15 protein-coding genes, 1 tRNA gene and 1 pseudogene are annotated in these 17790 nt (G+C 42.4%); 5 read left to right on the top strand and 12 right to left on the bottom strand.

Going from position 1 to position 17790, the window contains the following annotated elements; all coding sequences use genetic code 11:
• Nucleotides 1–58: 58 nt before the first annotated feature.
• Nucleotides 59–1282 (top strand): annotated as a pseudogene (locus MARME_RS21795) (IS3 family transposase).
• Nucleotides 1283–1420: 138 nt separating this feature from the next.
• Here MARME_RS21795 and exaC read toward each other — a convergent pair.
• On the bottom strand, nucleotides 1421–2938 hold the full coding sequence (exaC, locus tag MARME_RS06665; protein WP_013660498.1) for an acetaldehyde dehydrogenase ExaC: 1518 nt from the start codon (nucleotides 2936–2938) through the stop codon (nucleotides 1421–1423).
• A 196-nt stretch (nucleotides 2939–3134) separates the two neighbouring features.
• Between exaC and MARME_RS06660 the strand changes: the two genes are divergently transcribed.
• From MARME_RS06660 to MARME_RS06650, 3 genes are all read left to right on the top strand, one after another.
• Nucleotides 3135–4058, top strand: coding sequence for an AraC family transcriptional regulator (locus tag MARME_RS06660; protein ID WP_013660497.1), 924 nt, complete (start codon nucleotides 3135–3137; stop codon nucleotides 4056–4058).
• A 96-nt stretch (nucleotides 4059–4154) separates the two neighbouring features.
• A complete protein-coding gene (locus MARME_RS06655; protein ID WP_013660496.1) occupies nucleotides 4155–5084 on the top strand; it encodes an adenosylmethionine decarboxylase in 930 nt (309 codons plus the stop codon).
• A gap of 100 nt (nucleotides 5085–5184) precedes the next feature.
• Nucleotides 5185–6402: an MFS transporter gene (locus MARME_RS06650; protein ID WP_013660495.1), complete on the top strand. Its 1218-nt coding sequence runs from the start codon at nucleotides 5185–5187 to the stop codon at nucleotides 6400–6402.
• 106 nt (nucleotides 6403–6508) lie between these two features.
• On the opposite strand, the gene MARME_RS06645 is transcribed toward MARME_RS06650, so the two are convergent.
• The 4 genes from MARME_RS06645 to folM form a co-directional block, all read right to left on the bottom strand.
• Nucleotides 6509–6593: transfer RNA gene (locus tag MARME_RS06645), tRNA-Leu, on the bottom strand.
• A gap of 57 nt (nucleotides 6594–6650) precedes the next feature.
• A complete protein-coding gene (locus MARME_RS06640; protein WP_013660494.1) occupies nucleotides 6651–6980 on the bottom strand; it encodes a hypothetical protein in 330 nt (109 codons plus the stop codon).
• 64 nt (nucleotides 6981–7044) lie between these two features.
• Nucleotides 7045–7731, bottom strand: a complete 687-nt coding sequence (folE, locus tag MARME_RS06635) for a GTP cyclohydrolase I FolE (RefSeq protein WP_013660493.1) — start codon at nucleotides 7729–7731, stop codon at nucleotides 7045–7047.
• Between the two features lie 53 nt (nucleotides 7732–7784).
• On the bottom strand, nucleotides 7785–8510 hold the full coding sequence (gene folM / locus MARME_RS06630) for a dihydromonapterin reductase (RefSeq protein ID WP_013660492.1): 726 nt from the start codon (nucleotides 8508–8510) through the stop codon (nucleotides 7785–7787).
• Nucleotides 8511–9054: 544 nt separating this feature from the next.
• Between folM and MARME_RS06625 the strand changes: the two genes are divergently transcribed.
• Entirely contained in the window at nucleotides 9055–9960 is a 906-nt protein-coding gene (locus MARME_RS06625) for a dienelactone hydrolase family protein (protein WP_013660491.1), read from the top strand.
• A gap of 103 nt (nucleotides 9961–10063) precedes the next feature.
• Here MARME_RS06625 and MARME_RS06620 read toward each other — a convergent pair whose 3' ends face one another.
• From MARME_RS06620 to MARME_RS06590, 7 genes are all read right to left on the bottom strand, one after another.
• Nucleotides 10064–11149: an MJ1255/VC2487 family glycosyltransferase gene (locus tag MARME_RS06620; protein ID WP_013660490.1), complete on the bottom strand. Its 1086-nt coding sequence runs from the start codon at nucleotides 11147–11149 to the stop codon at nucleotides 10064–10066.
• On the bottom strand, nucleotides 11146–11664 hold the full coding sequence (locus MARME_RS06615; protein ID WP_013660489.1) for a phosphatase PAP2 family protein: 519 nt from the start codon (nucleotides 11662–11664) through the stop codon (nucleotides 11146–11148). The genes MARME_RS06620 and MARME_RS06615 overlap by 4 nt, the downstream gene beginning before the upstream one ends.
• Before the next feature lie 208 nt (nucleotides 11665–11872).
• On the bottom strand, nucleotides 11873–12442 hold the full coding sequence (locus MARME_RS06610; protein ID WP_013660488.1) for a hypothetical protein: 570 nt from the start codon (nucleotides 12440–12442) through the stop codon (nucleotides 11873–11875).
• A gap of 116 nt (nucleotides 12443–12558) precedes the next feature.
• Nucleotides 12559–13554, bottom strand: a complete 996-nt coding sequence (locus MARME_RS06605; protein WP_223295016.1) for a phospholipase A — start codon at nucleotides 13552–13554, stop codon at nucleotides 12559–12561.
• 20 nt (nucleotides 13555–13574) lie between these two features.
• Nucleotides 13575–13922, bottom strand: a complete 348-nt coding sequence (locus MARME_RS06600; RefSeq protein WP_013660486.1) for a 5-carboxymethyl-2-hydroxymuconate Delta-isomerase — start codon at nucleotides 13920–13922, stop codon at nucleotides 13575–13577.
• Nucleotides 13923–14204: 282 nt separating this feature from the next.
• The gene (locus tag MARME_RS06595) at nucleotides 14205–15149 is read right to left on the bottom strand and encodes a 2-hydroxyacid dehydrogenase (RefSeq protein ID WP_013660485.1); all 945 of its coding nucleotides are present in this window, start codon (nucleotides 15147–15149) and stop codon (nucleotides 14205–14207) included.
• 17 nt (nucleotides 15150–15166) lie between these two features.
• Nucleotides 15167–17569, bottom strand: coding sequence for a putative bifunctional diguanylate cyclase/phosphodiesterase (locus tag MARME_RS06590; protein WP_013660484.1), 2403 nt, complete (start codon nucleotides 17567–17569; stop codon nucleotides 15167–15169).
• Nucleotides 17570–17790: the final 221 nt, after the last annotated feature.

The raw sequence follows: 17790 nt of genomic DNA, 5'->3' as shown, positions 1-17790 counted from the left end.
CGGCTTTTTTTGTGGAACTGTTCCGTCCTGAAATAGGTTTACACCTAGGAGACCTATTATGGGGACATCAAGTAATACCAAGCGCAAGCGTACTCAACGTGACTATACAATGGGCTTTAAACTACAGATAGTGATGGCCGTCGAAAAAGGCGACATGACTTACAAGCAAGCTCAAAAGATCTATGGAATCCAAGGCCGATCAACAGTGCTGACTTGGCTTCGAAAACACGGCAAAATGGATTGGTCTACCAAAGTGAGGCGACCCATGTCTAAATCCCCGAAAGCAAAAGAAACACCCGCTCAAACAATCAAAAGACTAGAGCGAGAGTTGGAAGATGAGCAACTGAAAAATCGTTTACTCAATACGGTGGTTGATATTCTGGACGCTGAGCACGGGATGAGCCTTAGAAAAAAGTATATAGCCAAGGAGCGAGATGCCTTCAAGCTGAAGAAAAAATCAGTTTAAGTCGTTCTTGCCATTAGTAGGCAGGCCGTCTACCAACAAGAGCAGAGACAGTTAATACGACAGGATAGTCTATCAATCATTAAAGACTTGGTCATGGATATCCGTCGTTTCATGCCTAGACTTGGAACAAGAAAGTTATATTTTTTGCTGAAAGACAAGCTTAAAGAACGGGATATAAAACTCGGTCGAGATGGCTTGTTTCGTTATTTAAGAGAAGAAGGTCTCTTGGTTAAGCCAAAACGCAGCTATACCAAAACAACGGACAGTAAGCATTGGATGAAGAAGTACCCGAATCTCTTAATAGGTCATCAACCGACAAGGTCAGAAGAGGTGTTTGTAAGCGATATTACCTATGTTGAAAGTGATGAAGGTGTGCATTATCTCTCGCTTGTGACAGATGCTTTTAATCGAAAAATCATGGGATATAAGCTCAGTCATGATATGAAAGCAGACAATGTCGTTAAAGCCTTAAAGAAAGCGGTTCAGTCTCGTAAAACGACAAAGCCATTAACGCATCATTCAGACAGAGGGTCGCAGTATTGCTCGGCTCTTTATCAAAAAGAATTACAGCGTAATAAAATACGACCGTCGATGACAGATGGCTATGACTGCTACCAAAATGCGTTAGCAGAAAGGGTGAATGGCATATTGAAGCAAGAATTTTTGGTTGAACGGTGTAGGACCTTTAAAGACTTAGAAAGGCATGTAAGTGAGTCTATTGATATTTATAATAGATATCGACCACACTTAAGCCTTAATATGAAAACACCTGAAGAAGTACATGAAAAAGCCAGCATGGAATCCATACTGGCTTAACAAAAATCGTCAACGTATTTTAGGACGAGACAAACAACTTTGTATTGTTATGTCGATATTAGTTATTCATCTCAATCCTATCCATCTCGACCTTATCCACTTAGACCCAAAGCTTTAGAAGCCGCTATCTACAAGTCGCTAAAAGAAGCCCAATGGGTTGATATCATAGCTAACTAGCATATTCTTAGTTTGCTGATAGTGTTCCAGAGCCACTTTATGAGTTTCACGGCCAACACCAGATTTTTTGTAGCCACCAAACGCCGCATGAGCAGGGTATTGATGATAACAATTCATCCAAATACGGCCAGCTTCAATGTTTCTCCCCATGCGATACGCTAAATTGGTATCTCGAGTCCATACCCCTGCACCAAGACCAAATTCAGTGTCGTTCGCAATAGCAAGCGCTTCAGCTTCGTCTTTAAAAGTAGTAACACTCACGACTGGACCAAAAATTTCCTCTTGGAAGATCCTCATATCGTTATTGCCTTTCATTAACGTAGGCTGAATGTAAAAACCGTTGTTAAAGCCATCTAAACTCTCCGCCGCACCACCGCATAGCACCTGTGCGCCCTCTTTACGACCAATATCAATATAACTAAGTATCTTATCAAATTGCTCTTGTGAGGCTTGAGCGCCGACTTGCGTTTCCGTATCTAAAGGGTTGCCACGTTTAATTTTTGCTGCACGCTCTAAAACATGACCAATGAAATCATCGTAAATCGATTCTTGAATAATCGCACGAGAAGGACACGTACAAACTTCACCTTGGTTAAAGAAAGCCAAGACTAAACCTTCAGCTGCTTTTTCAACAAATGCGTCTTCCTGCTGCATGACATCTGCGAAGTAAATGTTAGGAGACTTACCGCCTAACTCGACGGTCGATGGAATGATGTTTTCTGCTGCACATTTTAAAATGTGAGAACCGACGGGCGTTGAGCCTGTAAAAGCGATTTTGGCAATGCGCTTGCTGGTTGCTAGCGCCTGCCCTGCTTCTGCGCCAAAACCATTTACGATATTGAGAATGCCTGCGGGCAACAGATCTTCTATCACCTTGATCAATTCTAAAATGGAAACTGGTGTTTGTTCTGCAGGTTTCAAGACAATACAGTTACCCGCAGCCAGAGCAGGCGCGATTTTCCAAGCGGCCATCAGAATCGGGAAGTTCCACGGAATAATTTGACCAACAACACCTAAAGGCTCATGAAAATGATAGGAAACGGTATGTTCATCCAACTCTGCCGTACTGCCCTCTTGTGCACGTAGGCACCCAGCAAAGTAGCGGAAATGATCCGCCGCCAGTGGAATATCGGCGGCCAATGTTTCACGCACCGCTTTACCATTATCCCAGGTTTCTGCAACGGCGATTTTTTCTAAGTTTTGCTCGATTCGATCCGCTATTTTTAGAAGGATATTTGAACGGGCAGTAACGGATGTTTTTCCCCACGCAGATTTCGCGGCATGGGCGGCATCTAACGCCAAATTAATATCGTCTTCACCAGATCGAGGAATACGGCAAAACACATCACCATCAACAGGACTGACATTATCGAAATACTGACCCTTTACAGGTGCAACCCACTCTCCGCCAATGAAGTTTTCATATTGGCTCTGAAAATTAACAACGCTACCTTCGGTTCCGGGTTTTGCGTAAATCATATGAGCTCTCCGTTTTATTTATTTTATTTGAACCCTGAATTTAGTCAGCACGACAAAGAAACGCTTGCCTGAGAGTCTAAAAAGCTTGCCCGCTAGTCTCGAACTCAATTTTTTAACCCATCTTGGTACATTTAGGTATAGACTTAGGGCACGCTCTCATCATAAGTAACAATAAAAAATAGGTAGGGTAGGCTTCATGGAGCAGACTTTGAAACAGGTTATTGCCAGAACAAATAAATCCGTAAAACCATCAAAGCTAATAGAAAATCGTATTTGTTATGCGGGGCCAGAATCGGAGCTCAGTGTCTATGACACCTATGAGCAAGCCAATCGGGTAAGCCTAAAAGCAGACTCTTTACTGTATTGCGGTATGGTGACAGGTTCAAAGGTAATGCATACTAAACGCGAGGAAAACATTCCTTTTCTTCCTCATGAATCTTTTATTTTGGCCCCGAAAGAAGAAGTGTTTATCGACTTCCCTGATGCCAATATGGACGCCCCCACGACCTGTTTAACCATTGAAATATCTTCTGAACGCATTGCTCAACTGTGCGATAGAATGCATGATGTGACACAATCTTCGTCCATTTATGTGCCCTATACTTTCAGCGCAGATCAACCTCTCCATACTCTTCATAATCAGGCAACCGAGCACCTACTTAAACGACTCGTCAGCGACTTTGTCCAAAATGACCCAGATCGAGACTTATTAGTTGATTTTGGCGTCAGTGAATTGGTGACACGAATTCTGCGCCATCACGGCCGCGAGACGCTTCTTAAATACTGTCAGCAAGACCCTGAAGCAAATGGATTGAATCTAGCCGTTACTTGGATAGAGACCAACTTGGCTGAGCATTTGGATATCTACGAATTAAGTAAAATGGCGTGCATGAGCCGTAGTCGCTTTTACCGAGAATTTAAACGCCACTTAGGTTGCACGCCAGCGGAATATCAACATCAGCGACGCATGAGCACTGCCTACCAAAAATTAAAACAAAACGGCTCTGTTACACAAGTCAGCTATGATTTAGGCTACCAAAGCCTCAGCCATTTTAGTCGACGCTTTCATCAGCACTTTGGTATTCCACCAAGCCAAGTATTCAGCAAGAGTTTAAACTAAATTATCTAAAAAATTGCTATCGATTTTTAGCAATATAGATACAATACCCCTTTTAAAAAAAAGGCATTTTTAGCCGTTAGGGGGAAACAATAATTGATGTTCTTTGAAGGTTCCGAAAAAAAGGTTGAAGTGGTCGTCAGTGAGCTTGCTCCATCACTTCGATCACTAGGAAAAAATTACTGGAGCAACATTGTCTCTCAAGCAAACGCGGAGATACTCTCTACCGTATCCAACGAGCAATGTGACGCCTATCTCTTGTCCGAATCAAGTTTATTCGTATGGGATCATCATTTTGTGATGTTAACGTGCGGAACAACAACGCTTGTAAGTGCAGTCCTTAGTTTCCTTGAAAGCTATGAAAGCGACCAGCTTCTATCACTCATCTTTCAGCGTAAGAATGAGTACCTTTCGCACTTACAAAAATCATCCTTTAGTGAAGACATCGATAAACTTCAACAAAATTTATCGGGTAAAGCTTATCAGTTAGGTAACTTAGACACACACCACAACTACGTTTATCATCTAGATAAACCTTATGTGGCAACACCGGACGACTACACCTACGAACTTTTGATGTACCATATCCACGGCGACGCCGCTCAATATTTGAGGAGCGAACATCAATCCGCCGCGACAATTCGAGAGTTGCTCGAGCTGGATAAGCTGCTACCAGGGTTTGAAATAAATGACTTTGTTTTCGCGCCGTTTGGCTATTCTATGAATGCGATAAAAGGCCATCAATATGCAACAATCCACATTACCCCACAAGAAGAAAGCTCTTACGTTAGCTTTGAAACCAACTTGGATTTGAGCACGCCCAACTCCAATGTAATTGAAAGGCTGACATCTATTTTACAACCAAATAGCTTTGATATTATTAGCTTTAACGGCATCCCTAATATTCAATCTTCGTCACATACCCTAATGAATCACGTGTCAGAACCATTAACTTGTGGGTACACGATGCGCTTCTATGAGTTTATGCGCAGTGAACCAAAAATAGGAAGGGCCGTTTCTATTTTATAGGACATATCACACCGTTTTATTTTATAGTACGCACCGTACTATAAGGACACCGACTATCAATAAAGCGCCTTTTGGCGCTTTATGTTTTTTTGGAAAGAATATGCAATCCGAATCTATTTTTAAGCAATCAAATTTTGTTCAGTTCTGGTTTGCCCAGATCGCCTCGTCATTTGCATTTCAAATGCTGGCGGTCGGTATGTCTTGGCAAATATATGATCTCACTGGCAGCCCTCTCGCATTGGGGTTAGTTGGCTTATATCAGTTTCTTCCACAACTAATACTGACGCTCATTACAGGCCATATTGTAGACCGTTATAACCGTCGGCTGATTTGCTTTATTACGCGTCTAATTATGGGGATAACAGCCTTACTGCTGGCGTATACCAATTTAGTCAATAGCCTAACGCCAAACGTGATCTACCTTTGTGCGGTGTTATTGGGCATGGCAAGATCTTTTGAATTGCCAGCAAACCAATCCATTGTTCCAAATCTCGTTCCTAATAACATGTTATCTCGAGCCGTCAGCGCCATTGCATCAGCTCGCGAGATATCCGTTATTGCTGGCCCTGCTTTAGGTGGACTGGTGTTTCTTCTAGGCGCACCCACGCTATATTTTTCAAGCATGAGCTGCTTCTTGCTCTCTTGTATTCTGATATTTCTCCTTAAATATAATTATACGTCTTCCTCAAAAGCGCCTGTGGACCTATCCCATTTATTGGGCGGGTTTCGCTTTATTAAAAACAATAAAACCATTCTCGGGTGCATTTCCTTAGATATGTTTGCTGTGCTTCTTGGCGGCGCGACTGCTTTACTTCCTATTGTTGCAAAGGATATTCTCCAAACAGATTCTTGGGGGTTGGGACTATTGCGAAGTGCGCCTGCAGTGGGCGCGTTGCTCATGTCTATATACCTTGTTAGATTCCCTCTTAAGCATAACGTCGGCAAAATCATGTTTGGCTCCGTTGCCATATTTGGTATCGCGACCATTTTGTTCGGTTTTTCTCAGAACTTGATTCTTTCCATGGTGGTTTTAGCAACATTAGGTGCGGCGGATATGGTCAGCGTCGTGATTCGCTCAACATTGGTCCAATTGGAAACTCCCGACGACATGCGTGGACGTGTCGCAGCCGCAAATTCCATATTTATTGGTAGTTCAAATCAATTAGGGGAATTTGAGTCAGGCGTTACGGCAGCATGGTTCGGAGTTGTGCCCGCCATTATACTTGGAGGGGTAGGAACGCTTGCGGTGGTTGGTATTTGGATGTATTTATTCCCTCAAATAGTCGCGAGAAAAACCTTAGAAACAAAAGAAGAATAAACACCAAAACAGATGGGCGGCGTATATGGAAATATGCCGCCACAAATAAAGTACCCAGAAACGAAAAAAGCCAGTAATTACATAGTAACTACTGGCTTTTCGAATATGGTGCGGAAGGAGAGACTCGAACTCTCACGCCGTGAAGCACTGGAACCTAAATCCAGCGTGTCTACCAATTCCACCACTCCCGCATAGGAATGGCGAGCATTATAGGGAATTGAAAAACTGAGTCAACCTATTTTTATACATTAATCGTTTTTCTTTTTATTAGAGCCGTTTTGACTATCAGCTTCTTGGTCTAACGTCTTTTCAAGCCGAAATAAAGATCGCTTTTCCTTTTCTATTTTTTTCCATTTCCAATTAGGAGCCTCTCCCTTGACCCGAATAACAAACAACAAGCCAGTGGTCAAAGCCACAGACGATATAGCCCAATTAACCAACGCTTCTTTAGGATGAATAAGGCTGGTTAATAAAATAAAAAGAGCAAGATACACCGCCAGCACAGCCCAACCCTGCCAACAAGTTGGCGCTTGCCAACCCCATCCATTCTTTTTTGCGGGAAACCATACGTTTTTCATATTTTTCTCATTAAAAAAAGGGCAAAAAGCCCTTCTTTACATTATAAGTAAATCATTCAGCTAACTAGTTAGATAAAAACTCACCTCGAGTTTTATCGCTGCGCTTAAATAACCCACCTAGTGCCGTCGTCTGCGTCGATGAACTAGCGTCCATAACACCTCGAGCTTTAACACAGTAATGCGTGGCTTCTATACTTACCGCGACGTTATCGGTTTCAAGAAGTGTCTGCAGTGTCACTAAGATTTGCTGCGTTAAACGTTCTTGCACCTGAGGCCGTTGGCCAAAGAATCTAACAATACGGTTGATCTTTGATAACCCTATAATTTTTTTCTTAGGTAGATACGCCACCTTCGCAAACCCGTCAATAGTGACAAAGTGATGCTCGCAGGTACTTGTAAAACTAATATTGTTCACCTTCACCATTTCATCAACATTCATTTTGTTGTCAATGACCGTGATTTTCGGGAATTTAGCGTAATCTAGCCCCGAGAATATTTCTCGGACATACATTTTTGCGATTCGGTGAGGCGTTTCTGCCAAACTATCGTCGTTCATATCAAGACCGAGTGTGTACACAACGTCTTCAAAGGCGGATTTGATTCGCTGATACTTCTCCTCAGTCGACAATCCGTTTTCAATCATCGGTGTCTCTAAACCGTGCTTAACGAGCGCATCTCGCACTTTTACTGCTTCTTCGGACAATCCGATCAACTCTAAAGAAGACTTCTCTTCTGCAATTGCAGTGCTCATAATAAATTCCTAAAATCCTAAATTAACTGGGCATAAACTCATAACAATGGACCTCAAGCTAAATGCCGTCCTCCATCAAGAGCAATTGTTCTTCCAGTCATATATCGGCTACTTAAAATGTATTCTACTGCCGCTACCGCTTCTTGTTCACCCGGTTCAATCTGCATAAGTGATTTCGCCAGCGCCTTCGCACGATACTCTTCATCGTCTTTATCATTAAACTTTAGAAGAGATGGAGCAATGCTATTCACTTTTACGTGAGGTGACAACTTTTTTGCAAATGATAATGTTAAATTTGCAAGAGCCGCCTTACTTGATGAATACGCAATATGCTTGTCACTCCCCTTTTCCGCAACATAATCCGTAAAATGGATAATATCCGCTGATTGATCTTCACCACTACACGCCGCATGCTTCAAAAGCTCTGAAAAAGCCATATTCAACTCATAAGGCGCATTGACGTGGATTTTAAACATCCTTTCGATCAACGCTGAGTATGACACCTCGTCTTCAGCCTGCCAATCCGATGCATTATGAATGATCGCCCTAAGCCCTTGGCAATCTTGAGTGATTGTTTCCACCAATTCGGCAATACAATTAGCATTTTCGAAATCTGATCGAATACACCTAACACCCATTTTTCTAAGCTCATCAACCGATGCCTTGGGTGTTCGATAAGTCACAATCAATTCGTATCCATTTCTCAATAACGCATGGACAATCGCTAAGCCTAAGCGTTGTGTTCCCCCTGTCACTAAGATGGGTAGTTTCTCTCGCATGCAATTTTTTTCCTAGTATTTTAGAGGTATCTAACCGATAGCAAAATTCAATAATACAACCATCAATATCTCTTCTACGATTGATTATAAAACTTAGATCAGATAAGGAAGGTACGAATAAGTCTTATGAGCTTCAGTCTTATCAGAGAAACAGGCTATTAAGGCGAGAGTGAGCAGAAATGTTAATACCTTTCAATCACTCTCAACGAAGATAGGCTGTTTCTCTGAAAGACCCAAAGGGCGAGGGCTAAACTCTCTTTAATTCTTGTTAACTTTCTTGCCAATATGCTCAATATTGAACAGCGACACTTGCCTCGAATAAAGAAGAGTTATCCGTACGCTGAAGCCAGTGGACTTGTTCATACCTTCCGTAACTAAACCAATCCATAGACAGTGAACGTATCGTAAAGTGAAGGCATCGTCTAATAAAGTTGTTTAAAAAACTTTATTAGACGATGTATTTGAACCCAGAACCAGTAATCAAAACCGGTAGTCGGAACATTTCTTAAACTGCTCATACATCAGAAAAGGGAAAGGTGAACACGTGACTGAACTCAAGCAAGCAAAAGAAACGATCGAAATACCTCAGGAAGCATTTGATTGGTATGACGAATACGCCCATGGCGACATTGACCGCCGGACATTTATTTCGAGACTGGGAACGCTGGGGATTGCTGGACTGTCCTTATCGGCAGTTGCGAGTGCGTTAATCCCAAATTATGCATTGGCAGAGCAAGTGTCTTTTAATGACCCAGAAATAAACGCGTCTTATTTGGAGTTTGACTCACCACAAGGACACGAAAAAGGGCGAGGCTATTTAGTCATTCCAGCAAACACATCAATGGATAACAAAAAACCCGCCGTTTTGGTTGCCCACGAAAACAGAGGCCTAAACCCTTACATCAAAGATGTGGCTCGACGTCTCGCTAAAAAAGGGTTCGTTGCCTTTGCACCCGACGCGCTGTTCTCTCTAGGTGGATACCCTGGTAATGATGACGAAGGCAGAGCGATGCAAAAAACGCTCGACCGAGCAAAAATAGAAGCGGACTTTATCGCCGCTGCCAACCTACTGAAGCAACATGACATCACCACAGACAAACTCGGTATGGTTGGATTTTGCTTTGGAGGGTACTTAACCAACCAACTTGCCGCATCTCTGGGGGCAACTTTAAATGCCGGAGCGCCGTATTACGGCACACCACCTAAGTTACCTGTAGCGGACATTAAAGCACCGCTTTCACTTCACTTCGCACAACTAGATAAACGAGTAAATGGCTATTGGGGAGAGTATGAGAGCGCGTTAAAAAATGCCGGCGTAAAATATTCAGCGTATATGTACGAAGGTGTAAATCATGGATTTCACAACGACTCGACTGCAAGGTACAACGAAGAAGCTGCAGAACGTGCATGGGACAGAACCATTGCATTTTTTAACGAAACACTAAGCTAGGAAGCCACTAACAAAAAGTACGAATAAAAAGAAGGTACAAATAAAGGCAACGGATAGAAAACAATGAACCCGTTGCCTTTATGACAAATATTAGGTAACTAAATCAGTACGCTTTTGCAAGCTTGAACTCTCCAGTGTCCCCTAAACCAAAATCTAAACCAGGTATGGGAGACACTTGATCCCACAGGCTACGACTTAATTCTTCGATAGAACCTTCAGCGCCGTTACAGATCCATTTTGCCACGGCACTTGCAACATCAGGATAATCAATTTTTACCACCGAACCCTCTTGTAACCATTTACGAATCACGGTATTCGACAAATAAGAGGTTGTACTTGCAATACCCAATAAGTCTAAGGCCAAGGCGTTCGAATGTTGTTCAATCTGCCCTTTCAATGGCTTTGCTAAAATTCGACGCCCCAGCATTAATGCCTCAGAATTCAACTCAAAGCCAGCATTGCAAAGTACGGAACGACACTCACCTAGATTCTTATGAAAACCGCCTCTCGAAAACGGATAAACGGTCACGTTATCGTATATACCTGGTTCAATGTCATTACAATGAAAGCGAAAATGGTATCCCGGTATATGCTCTAACCAATCCATCACCTCTTCACTGTTCTCAAACGGTAGATACACCAATACGTCCTTCTCACTAACAGAGTATTGAGTATCTTTTTCTTGCATCAGAGGAGGTAAAATAGGGTTGCCAAAATGATGCCAATGGGCCCCCAATGAGACATTAACAGGCGCGAAATTGGACATAATCCACGCTCCCAATTTGTCGCCTTTGTGTTTAGGGACGTTATAATTAAAGGCATACTGATGACCAAACCCAATACAACGGATTCCTTTTCTTTTTGCTGCCCACGCAACAACCGGCTCATAATCGGTGATAATTAAATCATAGCCGTCTAGATCTAAGCGCTTAATGTCTTTTCGCAAGGTCAGCAAAGACGCTTTGCGACAAGTAGCAAATAAATCTAACTTACCGTCTCTCGCGACAAAAGACAGGCCTTTAAAAGTACGATAATTTCCAAAGGCCTCCATATCGAAATAGTCTTTCTCTTCCCTGCCAGAAAAGACGTAATCAACTTCGATATCCAATCCCTCAAAAGCATCAGCCATTGCTCTAGCACGCGTAATATGACCATTTCCAGTCCCTTGAACACCATATAATATTTTCATATACCAACCATTGTTAACGCCATCATTGCACAACTAGAGCCAAGCAAAGCGCCCATAAGCGTGTCCGTTGGAAAATGAACGCCTAAAAAAATTCTCGACAACCCAACATGGTAAGCCCAGACATACCAACCAATTTGAAAGTCAGGTAACCATTCCGATAAAAGAAACGCCATAAAAAACGCCCCTGAGGTGTGACCAGAGGGAAATGAAAATTTATCAGAAGGAATAATAAAACTGCTAAAGTTGTCTAATATATCGGCAGGACGATTTCGTTTGAAGCCTTTCTTTAGTACCAAGTAAGATAAGCGCTCTACAGTGAAGCCCGCTCCCATGATAATCACCCAAGCCGTCTCACCAACGTACCAAAACACCATTGCTAAAACTGCATACAAAGGGCCATCAGCCGTCTTGGAGATAGCTCTACTCATATTGGTAATCAATACACGGTGTTTACGAGCCATACACCAATAAAAGGTTTGCACATCCAATGCGTGGATACTTTTCAGAAAAGGCATATCACCACCTCGATTAGCTGATTTTTTGCTTATTATCAGTAATGTACCGAGTATAAATGTCAGTAAGGTGGCTATTTAATGACGCTTTTATGACGTGAGAATTGAGGCAAGAGTCATCTAAAAATACCGTACCGGAAATAAAAACGCCCCAGTGATTGGAGCGTTTTTATTGGGGGAATTGCTAATTCAGAGCATATTCAGCGTAAGCTTACTTCATGCCGTTCATTGCTTTGAATTTAGCGATAAGCGCTTCTGGCTTATTTTTCTTGTTGCTAGAATTCAAAGCGTAAACGACTGTTTCGCCTTTTGGACCCGCACCAATGTCAGTGTAACGCAATGGCACTTCACCCACTGTACGCGCCGTATTCATCTCTTCAAGAGATTGGAAAACATAAATACGGCCTTCTGTACGCATTTCACCGTAGAAGTCTTCTGCGCCTTCTAGGTTACCATCGTACATATCGACGCTCGCGATGCCCGATGTTTTCTTTTTGTCTGCGCCAGTCAAACCGAAAACAATTGTTTCGCCATGTGGGCCTTCGCCGATGCGAACTTTACGGAATGCGGTTTCACCGACAGCCATGAAGCTTTCGTAGATACCTTTATCATCAAAAACATAAATACGGCCTTCATGATGCACTTCGTACATGTCTTCGTTATTCAAAGACATTTCAGCAGAAGCCATATCATCAGAGGACTTTACGTTGCCTTGGCCACATGCCGTTAGCATTGCTGCAACCAATAACCCGCTTGCAAGAGGTAGGAACTTTTTGTTCATGGTTTATCTCCTAGTTAAATCTAGGTAACACCCTAAGAGAAAAATGTGTCAGAAATAAGACAAAAAGATGACCATATGCTTACAGGTCAGTTTTATGGCCTTTTAAATCTTTGATTCTAAAGCCAATTGGTAAGCATAATTCCAAAACCTAAACTTCGCACATGATTATTATAATCCAAGAGAGATTGACCATAACCTTCAAAGTATTGCACATACCCTCGTGTTTTCCCCCAAAGAGGGAAATTAACGCCAAGCTGTATCGCGCCTTTATTACTTGAACGAAGATTATTTCTGATCATTACGTCATAGCTGTAATCCTCATCAATTAAGACTGCCGCCACTTCACCGTAACCGAGATACCGCTCAATATTAGGGTTGTCATCGTCCTCACGGTTTTCATGTATGCGGTACCAAGGCTTAATCGACACGGCAAGATGTTCATATTCAAAAACAACATCAACAAACAGACGATTCCAAGAACGAGACCTCGCACCACTTTGACCATTAGATTGATGGTTGATTCCGTAAGCTATGTACGAAGGTGTGACGCCCAAAAACTGGCCATCGAGCTTATCCACGATAAACGCCTCTGGCTCATGAGAGGTGTCTCTAAAGGGTGCTGATATTTTACTATTATACGCTTGCCAGAAAGCTTGCTGCGTATAAGCGAACCACAGAGTAGAGCCACGCCCAACAATGTCATACGCCACGGGAAATTTCACACTTAGTTGAAATTTAAACTCAACATTGTCAAGAACCCCGTCGCTACTGTCGTTTACAACAAACTCTCTACCGTTAGGATCGTCTGTGTAGGTAACGGGTAAAAAATAATTGGGGCGGTGTGGCGTCAAAACAAATGGGTTTGACAACGAGCTCTGCTCCCTTAAAGTTCGCTGGCGAATCAAACCATCTTGCTGAACCCGCTGTTGTATGCTCTCAGGGACCTCTGGCTCTTTTGGCAAAGGAATCCCCAGCGAAGTTTCGTCCTCTGTCTTTAATGCCTCACTACCATCGAGCTGTTGAGAGGTGGCAAAAGCGACATTCACGACACAACTACCTATCACAGCCAACAAAACAATGACTCGAATAATATTCTTTGTTGTCTCAGCCACAACTTGGCGCAGAGCCACCATCAATCAAGCACAACACGTTTGGAATACGTTGCCAATTCCATCTCAACGACTTCAACCGTTAAGCTAATATGTTTAACAGCCAGTAGCGTTAGCTGATGCAAAACCTGTTCTGATAACATCGCTCTTTGAGCCTGAGTACGACCCTCAAGAATTTTAACAACAACATGCACGAATGCATCTTCTTGACCGCCCGTCATATAGGTTTTATAAGCCACCGCTCGCAGCTTAAGGTCAGACTCTTCAAACAACTCGGACTCTAAACACCCTTTTTTTACGGCTTCAAGCCATTCGTCTGGAGGAACTTCCTGCGCTAGGTTTTGACTGTATTCAACAATGCAGTGTGGCATATTAGACTCCCTATTGTTTTCATTTTACACCTCATCAAAAAGGCGGGGGCAAAGACCGTTTAAGGACAGTTACAAGCCATATTAACGGTCTTAAACAAAAGGCTCAATATACGAAACACCTAATCTGCTTTTCACACTACAGCCATAGGGAACGCATGAACAAGTCCACTGGCTTCAGCGTGAATAACGCTTCTTTATTCGAAGTAAATGTCTGGAGACAAGTGTCGCCGTCCAATATGAGCATATTGGCAAGAAAGTTAACAAGACTTATTCGTACGTTCCCTAGTACCCTTTTTTTACATCTACGCATTCAGGCAGCATATTAAGATTACGATACGCTCGAATATTATTCGCGACGATCACACTGGCGGTATCAGGATTCGTCGGCGCAGAAATGTGCGGTAATACGGTAATGCTTGGGTAGGTCCAGAACGCATGAGAACGAGGCAAAGGCTCTCTATTAAACACATCAAGCACTGCATGTTTGATAAGGCCAGTATTCAGGCCATACAAAAGTGCATCTTCGTCAATTATTGGACCACGCCCAAAATTAATAATCTGAGCGCCCGGCTTCATTTTTTTAACCGTTTCAAGGTTAATAAGCTCTTTCGTACTGGGCGTAGACGGCAATAAGATAACGATAATATCACTTTGAGACAGAATAGAGTCCAACCCTTCTTCGCCTGAATAACACTCGATACCCTCTAACTCTTTTTGTGATCGGCTCCAACCGCTTACTCTAAAATAATTGCCCTTCAACCTCTTCGCGCATACTTGACCCAACTCGCCAAGCCCAAGCACACCGATTTGCACCTCCTCCGGTTGAGCAACAAAGTGCTGATGCCATTCTGCTTTTTGTTGCTGTTTAAGGTAAGCAGGCATATCTCTATGCAAATAAAGAACCCAGCTCAAAACCGCTTCAGACATCGTTTTCGAAAGATTTGGATCCACCATTCTAGCAATATTAAAAGACACATTAGGTAACTCTTCCAACATGCGCTCTACCCCAGCCCATACACTTTGTACCCATATGAGATTAGGTAACGTCAACAGTTCTTTCGGATCAGGGTTCGCAACAATAGCAAAATCGGCAGCGTGACGCTCTAAATCAGATAACTCCGAACAAGGTCGAATAGTTTCTTCAGGCAACAAGTTAGACAGCTTGTCTATCCATAACAATTGTTCATTAGACGTTAAACGTGAACAAAAAGGGATTGGGGACTTCATAACTAATCCATAGTCTACTAGACGTTAACAACTGACAACCACGCTTTAGAGAAAAGGTGTGCAGGTGATGGTTTACCAAAGTAATAACCTTGATATAGAGTACAATTCATATCAGTAAGCCGATTTTGATGCGCCTGAGTTTCAACGCCTTCCGCTAAGACATCGATATTAAGTGCTTTTGCCATAGCAATAATGGTAAGAACAATAACTTCATCACTATGATCACTTAGGAGATCGCGAACAAAAGACTGATCAATTTTTAATCGGCTAATTGGAAGTGACTTTAGGTATTTTAAAGATGAATACCCTGTACCAAAGTCGTCTATCGATAAACTAACACCTAACGACCGAACCTGATACATTAAATCCAAACTGGACTCCGAATCCGACAACAGCATATTTTCTGTAATTTCTAAATCCAAACAATGCGGAGGAACATTAAAGGTTTCAATCGCGGACTTAAGCATTTGCATAAAGCCAGCATGCTGAAACTGCATAGGGCTGACGTTGACCGACACCTGTAATGAGTCATCCCAAATACCTTCGGCACGCCATTGACTAACATCCCTTAGCGCTTGGTGAAGTACCCACTCCCCCAATTCTACAATCAAACCAATTTCTTCTGCGATGGGTATAAACTTGGCGGGTGAGATAAAACCTTGCGTAGGCTCATTCCAGCGAATCAAAGCCTCTGCACCAATCAGCCGCCCAGATGCGTCGTTTTGAGGCTGGTAATACAACTCAAAATCTTCGTTTTCCATCGCAAGAAACAAAGCACGCTCCATCTTTAGATATTCGTCAGATATCGCCTGCATATCTTCTTTATAAAACTCGTAGGTATTCCTACCGACTTCCTTAGCTCGATATAGAGCGCTGTCCGCTTGCTTTAAGATAGATGTCGACGTCTCATTACTTCCATCAAATAAGCAAATACCGATACTGGCACTGACATGAAGATCATGCTCGCCAACTTTCTTCACCGCATTACATCGAGACAAGATGTCTTTTGATATTTCGACCAATGAGCGATTCGGCTCTCCTGCCTCTTGAGAAAACTCAGGCAACAAAACAACAAACTCATCACCACCCACTCTGGCAAACATTGCTTTTTCAGGAAGTAAAGGCGTGATGGCGCCGACCACCTTACATAGAAGCTCATCGCCAACGTTATGCCCCAAAGAGTCGTTTATATTTTTAAAACGATCTAAATCAAACATAATCAAAGCGGACTGACGACGGTTAATACGCAACTCATCTAACAGCTCATTGAGTCGCTCTACAAAGAAATGTCTATTTGGCAAGCGAGTTAGAGAGTCATAAAAGGCTAAACGATTGATACGCTCTTCCGCACTTTTTCGCTCTGTAATGTCACGTACCAGCAGTACGATTTCAACGACCCGGTGAATTTCGTATTTCGCAATGCGTATTTCGACTGGGATACGTTTCCCATGCGAAATAAAATACGTCTCAATCGTAATCGACTGATCTAAATGCATATCTGCTAAGATTTCCGACATTGAAATCCAAGGGTCATCATAGAGTGATGACACTTTTGTATTGATCAGTTGCTCGCTCGTCTGCCCTGTAAGACGCTCAGCAGCCGGATTAGACAAAGTAATGCAACCTTTTTCATCTAGCAACAGAATAGCATCAGCGGCATGGTCTATAATCGCTTTGGTGTGCAAGTTACTTCGTTCTACGTCCGCCAAGGCTGTAGACAAGCGCCCCCATAATTTTGAAAACACCCCCTTCAGTCGGCCCAGCTCGTCGTACTTATGATCCTTTTCGAAGGATTTAGGCAGGGTTAAGCGTCCAGTATCCGGAATATTAGACAATGCTCGGGTAAGCTGTTCAACAGGGCGAGTCACAACATAATAAAAAAGCAAAGAGATCAGAAAAGCGAGGATAAGATCCTTGAATAAATTCTGTACAAAAACACTAATACTGTAAGTCAAAATTTGATGGGCGAGTGAAGAGCGATCTAACCGAATAGTAATCGAACCGAGAAACAGCTTAGGCGACACCATTTCAAGACGCCTTGATTGTCCTGTTTCCTCATCAATTAATACATCAACCAACCATTTACTTAAATTCGGCTTAGCAAAAGACACACTCGATGCTACAAACTGAGCACCGTTTTCATCCAATATGACCACCTTGGAAATATCAGATCGGCTTAGTAAGCTGTTAACTTGCTGTTGAGCTAGCACCTTATCAATTCTAAATAATGCCTGCTCTAGAGGCTCTTCAATCACATCAAGTAGTTGATTTATTTCTTCTATTCGCTGTGCTTTTTGGTACTTTAAAACCTGATAAAACTGCAAACAACTCAGGACAACGCTTAAAAAGATAGCCAGCAAAAAAGTTAAAACGGCTTGTTTCAAATAGAGCGACTGAGAAAAATCAAAGTTTTTCGACATTAGTCGCCCTCGTAAACAAATTGTAGGAGAAATGAACTGACTTGCTTAATAGCAATCATTTCGACGATCCTTAAAATATCAAATTGTTGTAAGAGCTATTTTAAACCATGTTCGTTTACACATACTGATCAAGAGACTAAATTGCATCGTTCTTAACATCACACAAAGCAGATCACATTTCTAAGGTGTTTTAATGGAACTTTAATCAACGTATTACTTTT

Source organism: Marinomonas mediterranea MMB-1, assembly GCF_000192865.1.
Taxonomy (GTDB): Bacteria; Pseudomonadota; Gammaproteobacteria; order Pseudomonadales; family Marinomonadaceae; genus Marinomonas; species Marinomonas mediterranea.
Note: the sequence above shows the minus strand (reverse complement) of the source record. Positions and strands in the feature narration are given on the sequence as shown.